We start from the raw sequence: 11,355 nt of genomic DNA, 5'->3' as shown, positions 1-11,355 counted from the left end.
GCGCCGGCCGCGGCGGCTCCGCATCCGGGCTGCCGACTCTTCCTTGCCGACGGAGCCTGTCATGCCATCCATACTACTTTCCGCGTTCCGCACGTCCTTCGGTCGCACACTGTCGCGCGCCGGTGTCGCTCTGCTGTTGAGTGGCGCCGGTCTGAGCGGCGCTGCGCAGGCCGCGCCGGACGACACCTTCCGCAGCTGGAGCTATGTGAGTCTGCCGGGTGGCGGTCTGCTGTCGGACGGCCAGCCGTGGAACGGGGACACGTCGCTGTGGAGCGGCGCCAGTTCGGCCTGGCTCGATAACGACAATCACGCGCGCTCGCAGATCGGTTTCGAGGACGGCCAGCTTGCCGCGAAGATCGAAGTCAGCGCCCGGACGCCGGTCAATGGTCATGTCTATTCGGAGCTGTTTTACCGCGACGAGGGCTTCGTCTGCGATGCTGATTCCTGTGGAACAGCCGTGCCGCTGCCGGTGTCGTTCGCGGTGAATCTGCACCAGAACGGGCAGTTCACCGCGGGCAGCGCCAATTTCAGCGTGTCCTATGCACTGTGGTCGGCGGGCGCCTTCCACAGTTTCCACTTCGCGGTGCAACAGGGCGAGGGGCCGCTCGAACCCTACGGCTGGTTCTCCACCGAGAACCTGACGACCGGGCAGTCGACGCTGGAACCGCTGATGATTGCCGGGCCGTCGGGCCAGCCGGTGTTCAATCCCTTGTTCAACCTGGTGTGGGAAGACGACGACCAGGACGGCGTGTACAACTTCGCCTATGACCTCAATTTCACGGCCGCCACCCAGGGTGTGGACCTGAGGGAGGATCTGTTCATGTCCGCCTACGTCTACGGTACGGATGACGGCCAGTTCTTCGATTCATTCAATTCCTTCCACGCCACCTGGACGCCTGAGGCCGGTGCCGCGCTCTATGGCGGTGGCGGACGCGCGGTCGTCGGCCCGGTGCCGGAACCTGATGTCTGGGCGCTGATGGCGGCGGGACTGGGAATGGTGGCAGCCCTCGGCCGCGTGCGCCGCCGCGAAGTCGACTGATCGATCGCGTATGACGCTCAACCGCCAGCGGCGAGCAGGCTGTCCACTGCCACCGCGGCGTGCTTGCGCAACTCGGGTATCGCGGTGGCTTCCCAGAACTGGGCACGCAGCAGCGGTCCGACGTAGTACAGCCCGTCCACGCTGCGTCCGCGTGCGTCGATGGCCCGGCAGCGGGCGTCGACCATCAGGCCGAGCTTGAGCGGATCCTGCGTCATCAGACCGCTTTCCAGCAGACGGTGCAGCAGCGGTGCGCGCTGGGCGTCGATGCGGTGACCCGGGCCGGTGCAGTTGACGATGCGGTCGAACTGCTGCGCCTGCGGACCGCGGCGGGCGTCATCCCAGCGTACTGTCACGCCACCCTGATCAGCCGCGGCAGCGCGCAGCCGTCCGGCGGCGACGGTGAGGCGACCGTCCTGCAGCAGCGCGTTCATCGCGTTGAAGGGCTCAGGAGCGGTGCGGTGTCGCAGCACCTCCCAGTGCGGCCGTACATGGCGCACGAAGCGCCGCTTCTCGCGCTCGTCCAGGCTCTGCCACAGCGCTGGCGTCAGGGCGCGCAGCGAGCCGATCACGTCGCGCCAGTCGACGCAGGCACGCTCGGCTCGGGCAACCGCTGCGCGCACGAGGCGGGTCAGCACACGCGCGCTGCGCGCCTGCAGCAGCGCCTCGCGGTCGAGCGGGATGGTGGCTGGCGGTGCGTCCTGGGCACGGTGCGAGCGCGGCAGCAGACCACGACGCGACAGGGCGGTGATTGGGCCGCGGTGGCCGCGCCGTGCGAGATCGACCACGACATCGAGCATGGTCAGACCGCTGCCGAGTATCAGCACGCGCTCGTCGGGGCCGATGTGCTCGACGGCGCCCGACCACGGGTCGTTGATGTAGGCCGCACCCAGCGCATCCAGACCGGGCAGTGGCGCGACCGGACTCAGGTGCCCCATGGCGAGGATGACGGCATCGGCGTCCACCGTCGTATCGCCAGACAAGTGCAGGCGGAAGCCGCCTGCGAGACACCGCTCGATGGCATCGACCCGCGCGGTGCGGATGTCGAGGCGGCCCGGATGGGCGTCGGCGGCCTGGCGCAGACGCTGCTCCAGGTACTCGCCATACAGCATCCGCGGCACGAAGGCGCTGGCGCGATAGCGATGTCCTGTCTCGTCGAGGTAGCGGACGAAGTCACCTTCCTGCGCCGGGTCCATGCCGAGGCGGCCGGCCGGCACGTTGAGCAGGTGCAGCGGCGAACGGGTGCCGTAGGCCAGACCGCGGGCAACCGGGCCGGAAGCGTTGATCAGGCTGACCTGCCAGCCGTCGCCGCAGCGGGCGAGGAACTGACAGGCGCAGGCCGTGCCGCTGAAGCCGGCACCGATGATGACAAGCGTGCGCACGCGGAAACCTTTCACCAGGAAGGCCGAAGCAGACGGGTGCTCCGGCGTACCCGGCGACTATAGCGTCCGCCGCCTTGCGTTTCCGTGACGCGGAACCGCGGCGCAGGCCGCGGCCGTGATGCAGTTCCCGACTGGGCTCAGGCCGCCAGCCGTGACAGCGCGTTGCGTATCTGCGACCGGCTGCGCGCGCTGTAGACGACCGGCAGTCCGTGCTGGCTGGCAAGCCTGCGTACGCGCGCGGCCATGCCGTGATTGACGTGGTCGATCAGCAGCACGATGCCGCGCAGGTCGCGCGGCAGCGGCTGGTGGTGGTCGGCGGCGCGGCGGCCGCTCCAGTGATGCAGGCGGTCGACGCCGGCTTCGCGTGCCGAGTCGGCGAACTGATTGGGGTGGTCACCGCCGACGACAAGGATGGCCATTTGATGCACTCCGGATTGCGATGGCTCGACCTTACGGGCGGCTCGCAGCCCGGGGAACTGAATTGTTCTGCGCTGCTTCTTCTGCACAGCTTTGCCGCAGGATGCATATGCGCGCCGCGATGGAGGACGAAAAAAGGCCCGGCAGAAGCCGGGCCTTGTCGCTGTCGCAGCCGTCGCTTACTTCGGTTGCGGCGTAAGGCGCAGATAAGGACGCACCGCCTTGTAACCGGCCGGGAAGCGACGCGCGATCTCGTCCGGGTCCTGCAGCGAGGGCACGATGACCACGTCGTCGCCGTGCTTCCAGTTGCCCGGGGTGGCTACCGAGTGCTTGTCGGTCAGCTGCAGCGAATCGATCACGCGCAGCACTTCGTCGAAGTTGCGGCCGGTGCTCGCCGGGTAGGTGATGATGAGGCGCACCTTCTTGTTCGGATCGATGATGAACAGCGAGCGCACAGTCAGCGTGGCATTCGCGTTCGGGTGGATCATGTCGTACAGCTCGCTCACCTTGCGGTCGCCGTCGGCGATGATGGGGAAATTCACCGTGGTGTTCTGGGTGTCGTTGATGTCGGCGATCCAGCGCGTGTGCGACTCGACCGGATCGACCGACAGTGCGATGGCCTTGACGCCGCGCTTGTCGAATTCACCCTTGAGCTTGGCGGTGAGGCCCAGTTCGGTGGTGCATACGGGCGTGAAGTCCGCCGGATGCGAGAACAGCACACCCCAGCTGTTGCCGAGCCATTCATGGAAACGTATGCGGCCGGCGCTGGAATCCTGTTCGAAGTCGGGGGCGATGTCGCCCAGTCTGAGAGTCATGATGTGGTCCTTTCATTCAAGAAGTGCAGGGTCTGCTGGCGTCGGGTGTCGGTTGCCGTCGTCGGGGGACGGCGCACGTCAATGCTCGCCCGAATGCTTCGGCGTGCAGCGGCATCAAAGCGTCGCCCGCGACTGGCGTCGAAGCTTTGCCAGCCAGCCGTGCCGGCGCGGGGCCGGTTCGTTTCCTTCCGCGAAGCTGCCCAGCGGAAGGTCACGTTGTGCATGATGCATCAGTCGGAACAGGCGCAGGCATTGCGGCCAGGCGCCCTGATGAACGGTCGGGTCGATATTGCCCAGCGCGCTGGTCAGCAGCAGTCGGCTGCCCCACCTCTCGGCCCACTGGCTGGCAGTGACCAGACGCATGTCCGGATCGTCGGCGTTGGCGATCACCAGCGAGGTGAAACCCAATGTCGTCTGCGGCAGCAGTCCGGAGATCGAAGGCTTGCGGGGTATCGTCTCTTCACCCTCGACCAGCGGACCGTCGGCACCGTAGCGTTCGGGGTCGGCGGGTGTCACCAGCAGCGCGCCGGCGACGCGATCGGTCCGGTCGGAGGCGGCCATGATGGCGGCGAGGCAACCGAAGCCGTGCGCGATGAGCCAGACCGGGCCGGCCGAGCGGGCGATTGCCTGCTTCACGCGACCCGTTCTGTGTGCCAGCACCGGTGAACTCCACTCGTCGTGCGGCACGCGGCGCGCCTGGGGCAGTTCGTCTTCGAGCCATGACAGCCAGTGTCCCGGCGGCATGCCCTGAAGTCCGGGAATAATGAGGACGGTGGATGTCATGGCGATGCGCTGCTCGCGATCAGCTGCCGATGCGGGCGATCGACACTTCGGTCGACTTCACCAGCGCGACCACTTCGACGCCCGGCTTCAGGCCCAGCTCGTCGACCGAGCGCGTCGTGATGACCGAGGTGACGATGCCGGCCGGCGTGTCGACATCGACTTCGCTGACCACGTCGCCGCGGACGATCTCCTTCACTTTGCCCTTGAACTGATTGCGTACATTGATTGCGGTGATGGCCATGGTGCTTCCTTTCAGATTGCGAACGAAATATGGGCGATGCCCGGTGTCCATGCGTCCGGTGACGCATGGGGGGATTCGATGGGCGGCGCACTGAGCACGCGCGAAAGGATGCGTGCCTCGTAGGCCGAAAAGCCGTTGCTGGCGCGCTCGCGCGGCCGGGCGAGGCGGACGTCGAGGTCGAGCGCAATCGCGCCGTCCTCGATCAGCAGCACGCGGTCGGCCAGCGCCACGGCCTCCTGCACGTCGTGCGTGACCAGGATGGCGGTAAAGCCCTGTTCCAGCCACAGCGACTCGATCAGTTGCTGCATCTCGATACGGGTGAGCGCGTCGAGCGCGCCCAGCGGTTCGTCCAGAAGCAGCAGGCGCGGCGAGTGCACCAGTGCGCGGGACAGCGCGATACGCTGGCGCTGGCCGCCGGACAGCTGGGACGGCCAGTCGCGTTCGCGGTCGGCCAGGCCGACACGCGCCAGCACCTCGCGGGCACGGCGGCGGAAGGCTGGTGTGAGGCCCAGTGACACGTTGTCGAGCACGCGCTTCCATGGCAGCAGACGCGCTTCCTGGAACATGATGCGCACGTCGTCGGCGCCGCCGTCTATCGACAGTTCGCCTTCGCTCGCGTGGTCGAGGCCGGCCAGCAGGCGCAGCAACGTGCTCTTGCCGCAGCCGCTGCGGCCGACGATGGCGACGAATTCGCCCGGACGGATGTCGAGGTCTATGCCGTGCAGCACCTGGCGGTCGCCGAAGGCCTTGCCGATGCCGCGCAGCGTGACGGCCGCGCCGTTGATCACGCGTTCGGCAGCGCTGACTTCGCTGTTCTCTTCCGGTGAGAAGTACATGGTCGGGCTCCTCAACGGGTCTGGTAGTTCGGGTGCCATGACAGCCACACGCGTTCCAGCGAGCGGGCCAGCAGATCGGCCAGCTTGCCGAGCAGCGCGTACAGCAGGATGCCGACCAGCACCACGTCGGTCATCAGGAACTCGCGCGCATTCATCGTCATGTAGCCGATGCCTTCCTGCGCCGAAATGGTTTCCGCGACGATCAGGATGACCCACATGAATCCGAGCGAAAAACGCACGCCGACGAGGATGGACGGCAGCGCGCCCGGCAGGATGATGTCGCGGTAGAGCGCCCAGCCGCGCAGACCGTAGGAGCGGCCCATCTCGATCAGGCCGGCGTCGACAGAACGGATGCCGTGGAAGGTGTTGATGTAGACCGGGAAGAACACGCCCAGCGACACCAGGAAGAGCTTGGCCGTCTCGTCGATGCCGAACCACAGGATGACCAGAGGGATCAGCGCCAGCGGCGGAATGTTGCGGATCATCTGCACGGTGGTGTCGAGCAGGGTTTCGACCCGTTTCCACGAACCGGTGGCGAGGCCGAGCAGCAGGCCGAGGCCACCGCCCAACGCGAAGCCGGACAGCGCGCGCTGCGCGCTCACCAGCACGTGGCGCCACAGTTCGCCGCTGACCGCCAGCGTCCAGAAGGCTTTCAGCACGTCGAGCGGCGCCGGCAGCACGCGGCTGGACAGCCAGCCGGTCTGGGCGGCGATCTGCCAAAGCACGACCAGTGTGACCGGCAGGCTCCACGGCAGCAGTTTCTGCCACAGGCGCGAGGCCAGCGACGCAATGGGAGAGGTATCTCGGGTACTCATGTCGTGTCGTCAGGAATAGATGGAAGGTTCGGGCACGGTGTCGTCGAGCACCCAGCGGCCGATGTCCTGCAGCTTGTAGTCGAGGTTGTCGTGCAGCGTGTGCACGCGCACGTTGCGCCAGTACCGGTCGTGGCCGTAGCGGGCGGCGGTGGCGCGTGCGCCCATCAGCTCGAAGATGCGCGACGTCACATCGAGCGCGGCGCGGCCGGCGGCGATCTTGGCCTGCCAGATCAGCAGGGCGACCTTGCCGCGTTCGCGCGCGCTCAGTGCGTCGCCACGTTCCCATGCCTGCTGCAGCGCCTGCTCGGCCTGGACGGCCAGCGCCAGCGCGCCGCGGTAGCCGATCCACAGTTCGGCGAAGCGCACCTGACCGTAGGGATCGTCGGCGGCGCGCGCCACGCCGCTGGAGAACCACGGGCGCGCCTCGTGCTGCACATAGTTCCACGCGGCGCGCAGCGCGCCCTGCGTGTTGCCGAGATAGATCTCGGTCAGGATGAGCTGCGACACCAGCGTGCGCAGCGTCGCTCGTGGCGTACCGCGGGTGCCCGGCGGGCCGAGGATTTCGTCCGTCTCGACGCGCACGTTTTCGAAGGTGACGCTGCCGCTGTCGGTCTGGCGCTGGCCGAGGTTGTCCCAGTCGTCGTGCACCGTGATGCCGGCACGATCGGCTGGCAGGCTGATGAACACGCGGTCGGCCGGATCGTCGCCGCGCGGCGCGGTCACGTTCAGCATGTCTGCGCCGGTGGCCCCGGAGCAGAAGGACTTCACGCCGTTGAGCACCAAGTGGTCACCTTCCGGCGTGAGCCGGATGCGTGTGTCCAGACCGTTGGTGGCATTGCCCCAGAACCAGCCTTTCGCCACCGTATCGCCGAGCAGGCGGGCCTGCTGCGCCGGGTTGGCGAACAGCCGCACACTGGCCACCTGCAGGTGCTGGAAGCCGAACAGGTGGGCGAGCGAACTGTCGGCTTCGGCGAAGCGACGGACGATGGCGTAGATCTGCGGCCAGGGCAGTTCGGCGCCGCCGAATTCCGCTGGTACCGCGAGCGTGAGCAGGCCGCTGTCGCGCAGCAGCTGGCGTTCGGTCCAGGCGGTGCCGCCGGCGCGGTCGCGCTCGGCGGCGGTGGCTTCGAGCCCGCGTGCTGTCCGTTCGACCGCTTCGGTGTGAGCACCGAAGTCTCGGTCGAACAGGTGGTCAGCCTCGCTGCGTTCGAGCTGGCGGGTGGTGTCCGGAGCATTCATCGATGTCGCCTCAGAGCGCGGGTTTCCAGACCGGCACCGCGGTGGCATTCACCTTGCGCGGCAGCAGGCCCTCGCGGGTGAAGGTGTCGGCGATGGCCTGCTGTTCCTGCAGCCGCTCCGGCTGCACCAGGCGCACGTCGTAGCTGCGACGGCCGTTGGCCTGTTCGACCGTGGCTTCATCCAGACCCCACACCGGTGCCAGCAGCGCGGCCGCATCCTTCGGACTCTGCTTCACCCACTTGCCGGTTTCGGTGAGCGCGTCGTGGATCACCTTGATCACGTCCGGCCGTGCCTGCGCGAAGGGTGTGGAGGCGAGGTAGTAGCGCTGGTACTGGGCGAGGTTCGTTCCGTCGGCCAGCACGCGCACCTTGGCCTGGCGCTGCACGGCCGACAGGAAGGGGTCCCACACCACCCAGGCGTCGACGCTGTCGCGCTCGAAGGCGGCGCGGCCGTCGGCCGGCGCGAGGTAGGCGGGCTGGATGTCCTTGAAGCTCAGTCCGTTCTTCTCCAGCGCGGCGATCAGCAGGTAGTGCACGCCGGCGGCCTTGGCGAAGGCGACGCGCTTGCCCTTCAGGTCAGCCACGCTGCGGATCGGCGAATCGGCCTTGACCACGATGGCCTGGGCGGTGGGCGAGGGCGCCTCCTGTGCGACATAGGTCAGGTTGGCGCCGGCGGCCAGAGCGAACACCGGTACGGTGTCGGCGACGTCGGCCGACACGTCGACGCTGCCGACGTTCAGCGCCTCGAGCAGCGGAAGACCGCTGGCGAATTCGTGCCAGCTCACCTTGACGCCCAGCGGCGCGAGCTTCTGTTCCAGCGTGCTGCGGGTCTTCAGCACGGTGATCAGCGTCGATGACTTCTGGTAGCCGATGCGTACGGTGGTCGGCTTGTCCTGTGCGAATGCGCCGCCGACCGAAAGGGCCGGCAGCAAGGCTACGAGTGCCTTCAAGGCGTTGCGGCGAAGTGTGAAGCGAGTGTTCATTGCAAGGTTCTCTTTCTGGTGTTTTCCGGGTACCGAGTGCGGCGCACGTCAGACGACTTGCGCGCCCTCTAGGATTTCGAGAATCGTGTTGCGGGCATCGGCCAGCGTCTGCGAACGGCGATGACGCGGGCGTTGTTCGGTAATCGTCACTTCGTCCAGCGCACGACCGTTCCCCATCACCACAACGCGGTCGGACAGCCAGGCCGCTTCGTCGACGTCGTGGGTGACCAGCAGCAGCGTCGTGCCGTGTTCGCGGGCGATGGCCAGCAGCAGCTCCTGCAGCTTCATCCGCGTGAAGGCATCGACCGCGCTGAAGGGCTCGTCGAGCAACAGCAGGCGCGGCCGGTTGAACAGGCCGCGGGCGATCGCCACCCGTTGCGCCATGCCGCCGGACAGCGCTTTCGGCAGCGCGTCGGCCACCTGCGCCAGTCCCACTTCCTCCAGCAGCGAAAACACATGCGGGTCGCTCGCACGCCGGGCGTCGGCATCGAAGCCGACGTTCTGCGCGACGGTGAGCCAAGGCAGCAGTCGCGGCTCCTGGAAGATGAAGCCGATGTCGCGGTGGATGCCGTGCTGCGCTTGACCGTTGAGCCGCACCTGTCCATCGTGTTCGCGGTCCAGGCCGGCAACGATGCGCAGCAGGGTGCTCTTGCCGCATCCGCTGGCGCCGACCAGGCTGACGATCTCGCCGGCTTCCAGTTCGAGCGAGAAGTTGTCCAGCACGAGCCGATCGGCAAAGCGCTTGGTGCGCACATGCACATCGAGCAATGCAGTCATCGTGCGCCCCTCAGGCCAGTCGGGTTTCGAGGGCATCGCGCCAGACCAGCGCGCGCTTCTCGAGTGATTTGAGAACGCTGTCCGACAGCTTGCCGAGCACCGCGAGCAGCAGGATGGCCGCGAGCACGATGTCCGGTCGCGAGGTTTCGCGGCCGTCGGTCAGCAGATAGCCCAGGCCGCGGGTGGCGGCGATCAGTTCGGCCGCGACCAGGAACATCCAGGCCAGGCTCAGGCCGACGCGCAGGCCGGTGTAGAGGCTTGGCAGCGACGCCGGCAGCAGGATGCGGCGGACCAGCGCGCTTCGGCTCAGACCGTAGACCTCGCCCAGTTCGACCAGCTTGCGGTCGACATTGCGCAGGCCCGACAGCAGGTTCAGATAGACCGGAAAGAAGGCGCCGATCGCGATCAGCGTGATCTTGGGCGTTTCGTCTATGCCCAGCCACAGCAGCAGCAGCGGTACCCAGGCCAGGCTGGGCACGGCGCGCAGCGCCTGGAAGGTCGGGTCGAGCAGCGCTTCGGCACGGCGGTCCAGCCCGACCACGACGGCGGCAACCACCGCCAGCGAGGCGCCGATCGCAAAACCACCGGCGACGCGGGCGATGCTGACGCCGATATGCGACGCCAGGCCGCTGCCCAGGTCGAACAGCGTGCGCACGATTTCGCTCGGCGCAGGGAACAGGTGGGCGGCCAGCACGCCGCTGCGCACCAGCACTTCGAAGGCGAGCAGCGCGAGCGCGGGCAGCACCCAGCCCAGCGCCGGGTGGGGACGCCCGGCGCGACCGGCGGGGACGGCCGGCCGCGCGGACGACACCGTCGCCTGGAGGGAGGAGGTGCGGGCAGCGGTGTTCATGGCATCAGTCCTTGGCTGCAACCACGGCGGCGGCGTGGGTCGGGTCGATCAGTTCGGTCACCACCTTGGCGACGTCGGTGCCTTTGCGCACCAGTTCCTCCTCGACCAGGATGGGTGCTGCGGCGCGCAGCGCGTCGTGGTGTTCGCGGCCGATGCGCGGATTCGAAAAATCGGTGCGCTTCAGTTGCGCCTGGGCCACCGCCAGGTTCAGTTTCGCCTCCTCGGCCAGCAGCTTCGCGGCGTCGTCCGGATTGGCGATCACCCAGCGGCGGGCGCGCTCGTAGGCGGCGATCACCGTCTTAACCTGCTGCGGATGTGCCTTCAGGAACTTCTCCGACACGTTCAGGAAGCCGTAGGTGTTGAAGTTCACATTGCGGTAGATGAGCTTCGAGCCGGCTTCCAGTTCGCTCGCGGCGAGATGCGGATCGAGGCCGGCCCAGGCGTCAACGCGCTTCTGTTCGAGCGCGACGCGGCCATCCGGATGCTGCAGGTGGACGATCTCCACGTCGTTGCGCGAGAGCCCGGCCTCGTGCAGCGAGCGCAGCAGGAACAGATAGGGGTCGGTGCCCTTCGTGGCGGCGACGCGCTTGCCCTTCAGCTCGGCCACCGATCTGATGGTTGAATCCTTGGGTACGGCGAGTGCGGTCCACTCTGGTCGCGAATACACATAGACCGAACGGATCGGGTTGCCGTTGGCGCGGCTCAGCACGGCGGCCAGGCCGGCGGTGCTGCCGAAGTCGATGGCTCCGCTGTTGAGGAATTCCAGCGCGCGATTGCTGCCCTGGCTCAGCGTCCATTTCACCTCGATGCCGGCCGGCTTTACGGCCTCTTCCAGCCAGCCGAAGCGCTTCAATACCAGGCTGGTCGGCGAGTAGTAGGCGTAGTCGAGGCGGATTTCCTTCGGCGCGTCGCCAGCGGCGAAGCCGGTCAGCGGCAGCGTGGCGGCGAGCAGGCTTGTGATCAGCAGGCGGCGGTTGCGGGAACGTGCAGTGCTCATGGTTTTCCTTTTGTGCGGTCCGGAGGGTGGTCGCGCTGTGTCGCGCGTCTGAAGGTCATCCTAGGGGTGGGGGATGCGCACTCAAACCAATTAAATCTGCGCTGCATTTGCGCATGCACGCTGCGGAGTTTTGCCGTTCGAGTGATAAGCGGATCGACGTCGGGGCAAGGAAAAAGGCCATCGCC

Annotated in this window: 13 protein-coding genes; 1 reads left to right on the top strand and 12 read right to left on the bottom strand. The window is 67.4% G+C overall.

Annotation, left to right across the window (positions count from 1 at the left end):
- Nucleotides 1–61 precede the first annotated feature (61 nt).
- Nucleotides 62–1,039: a PEP-CTERM sorting domain-containing protein gene (locus tag AC51BJ_RS13075; RefSeq protein WP_496280506.1), complete on the top strand. Its 978-nt coding sequence runs from the start codon at nucleotides 62–64 to the stop codon at nucleotides 1,037–1,039.
- A gap of 17 nt (nucleotides 1,040–1,056) precedes the next feature.
- Here AC51BJ_RS13075 and AC51BJ_RS13070 read toward each other — a convergent pair whose 3' ends face one another.
- The 12 genes from AC51BJ_RS13070 to AC51BJ_RS13015 form a co-directional block, all read right to left on the bottom strand.
- Nucleotides 1,057–2,418, bottom strand: a complete 1,362-nt coding sequence (locus tag AC51BJ_RS13070; RefSeq protein ID WP_496280505.1) for an FAD/NAD(P)-binding protein — start codon at nucleotides 2,416–2,418, stop codon at nucleotides 1,057–1,059.
- Nucleotides 2,419–2,555: 137 nt separating this feature from the next.
- The gene (locus AC51BJ_RS13065; RefSeq protein ID WP_019918382.1) at nucleotides 2,556–2,837 is read right to left on the bottom strand and encodes a DUF2325 domain-containing protein; all 282 of its coding nucleotides are present in this window, start codon (nucleotides 2,835–2,837) and stop codon (nucleotides 2,556–2,558) included.
- A 177-nt stretch (nucleotides 2,838–3,014) separates the two neighbouring features.
- Nucleotides 3,015–3,650 carry a peroxiredoxin gene (locus AC51BJ_RS13060; protein WP_019918381.1) on the bottom strand — a complete coding sequence of 212 codons (636 nt, stop codon included), beginning with the start codon at nucleotides 3,648–3,650 and terminating at the stop codon, nucleotides 3,015–3,017.
- 114 nt (nucleotides 3,651–3,764) lie between these two features.
- Nucleotides 3,765–4,433: an RBBP9/YdeN family alpha/beta hydrolase gene (locus AC51BJ_RS13055; RefSeq protein ID WP_496280504.1), complete on the bottom strand. Its 669-nt coding sequence runs from the start codon at nucleotides 4,431–4,433 to the stop codon at nucleotides 3,765–3,767.
- A gap of 19 nt (nucleotides 4,434–4,452) precedes the next feature.
- Nucleotides 4,453–4,674 carry a TOBE domain-containing protein gene (locus AC51BJ_RS13050; protein WP_019918379.1) on the bottom strand — a complete coding sequence of 74 codons (222 nt, stop codon included), beginning with the start codon at nucleotides 4,672–4,674 and terminating at the stop codon, nucleotides 4,453–4,455.
- A gap of 11 nt (nucleotides 4,675–4,685) precedes the next feature.
- Entirely contained in the window at nucleotides 4,686–5,510 is an 825-nt protein-coding gene (locus tag AC51BJ_RS13045; protein WP_496280503.1) for an ATP-binding cassette domain-containing protein, read from the bottom strand.
- An 11-nt stretch (nucleotides 5,511–5,521) separates the two neighbouring features.
- Entirely contained in the window at nucleotides 5,522–6,325 is an 804-nt protein-coding gene (ssuC, locus tag AC51BJ_RS13040; protein WP_496280502.1) for an aliphatic sulfonate ABC transporter permease SsuC, read from the bottom strand.
- Nucleotides 6,326–6,334: 9 nt separating this feature from the next.
- Nucleotides 6,335–7,564, bottom strand: a complete 1,230-nt coding sequence (locus AC51BJ_RS13035; protein ID WP_496280501.1) for an acyl-CoA dehydrogenase family protein — start codon at nucleotides 7,562–7,564, stop codon at nucleotides 6,335–6,337.
- 10 nt (nucleotides 7,565–7,574) lie between these two features.
- Nucleotides 7,575–8,546, bottom strand: a complete 972-nt coding sequence (locus AC51BJ_RS13030) for an aliphatic sulfonate ABC transporter substrate-binding protein (protein WP_496280500.1) — start codon at nucleotides 8,544–8,546, stop codon at nucleotides 7,575–7,577.
- A gap of 48 nt (nucleotides 8,547–8,594) precedes the next feature.
- A complete protein-coding gene (locus tag AC51BJ_RS13025) occupies nucleotides 8,595–9,323 on the bottom strand; it encodes an ABC transporter ATP-binding protein (RefSeq protein WP_496280499.1) in 729 nt (242 codons plus the stop codon).
- A gap of 10 nt (nucleotides 9,324–9,333) precedes the next feature.
- Nucleotides 9,334–10,173 (bottom strand): ABC transporter permease, encoded by an 840-nt coding sequence (locus AC51BJ_RS13020; protein ID WP_496280498.1) that lies wholly within the window; start codon nucleotides 10,171–10,173, stop codon nucleotides 9,334–9,336.
- Between the two features lie 4 nt (nucleotides 10,174–10,177).
- Entirely contained in the window at nucleotides 10,178–11,170 is a 993-nt protein-coding gene (locus AC51BJ_RS13015; protein ID WP_496280497.1) for an aliphatic sulfonate ABC transporter substrate-binding protein, read from the bottom strand.
- Between the last annotated feature and the right edge of the window lie 185 nt (nucleotides 11,171–11,355).

It is taken from the genome of Methyloversatilis sp. S146-33 (assembly GCF_059552495.1).
This window is presented reverse-complemented; position numbering and strand designations above follow the sequence as displayed.

Bases quoted from the DNA above. Each gene is read 5' to 3' on its own strand.
- AC51BJ_RS13075 (WP_496280506.1), top strand. From the start codon at position 62: ATGCCATCCATACTACTTTCCGCGTTCCGCACGTCCTTCGGTCGCACA.
- AC51BJ_RS13065 (WP_019918382.1), bottom strand. From the start codon at position 2,837: ATGGCCATCCTTGTCGTCGGCGGTGACCACCCCAATCAGTTCGCCGAC.
- AC51BJ_RS13060 (WP_019918381.1), bottom strand. From the start codon at position 3,650: ATGACTCTCAGACTGGGCGACATCGCCCCCGACTTCGAACAGGATTCC.
- AC51BJ_RS13055 (WP_496280504.1), bottom strand. From the start codon at position 4,433: ATGACATCCACCGTCCTCATTATTCCCGGACTTCAGGGCATGCCGCCG.
- AC51BJ_RS13050 (WP_019918379.1), bottom strand. From the start codon at position 4,674: ATGGCCATCACCGCAATCAATGTACGCAATCAGTTCAAGGGCAAAGTG.
- AC51BJ_RS13045 (WP_496280503.1), bottom strand. From the start codon at position 5,510: ATGTACTTCTCACCGGAAGAGAACAGCGAAGTCAGCGCTGCCGAACGC.
- ssuC (WP_496280502.1), bottom strand. From the start codon at position 6,325: ATGAGTACCCGAGATACCTCTCCCATTGCGTCGCTGGCCTCGCGCCTG.
- AC51BJ_RS13035 (WP_496280501.1), bottom strand. From the start codon at position 7,564: ATGAATGCTCCGGACACCACCCGCCAGCTCGAACGCAGCGAGGCTGAC.
- AC51BJ_RS13030 (WP_496280500.1), bottom strand. From the start codon at position 8,546: ATGAACACTCGCTTCACACTTCGCCGCAACGCCTTGAAGGCACTCGTA.
- AC51BJ_RS13025 (WP_496280499.1), bottom strand. From the start codon at position 9,323: ATGACTGCATTGCTCGATGTGCATGTGCGCACCAAGCGCTTTGCCGAT.
- AC51BJ_RS13020 (WP_496280498.1), bottom strand. From the start codon at position 10,173: ATGAACACCGCTGCCCGCACCTCCTCCCTCCAGGCGACGGTGTCGTCC.
- AC51BJ_RS13015 (WP_496280497.1), bottom strand. From the start codon at position 11,170: ATGAGCACTGCACGTTCCCGCAACCGCCGCCTGCTGATCACAAGCCTG.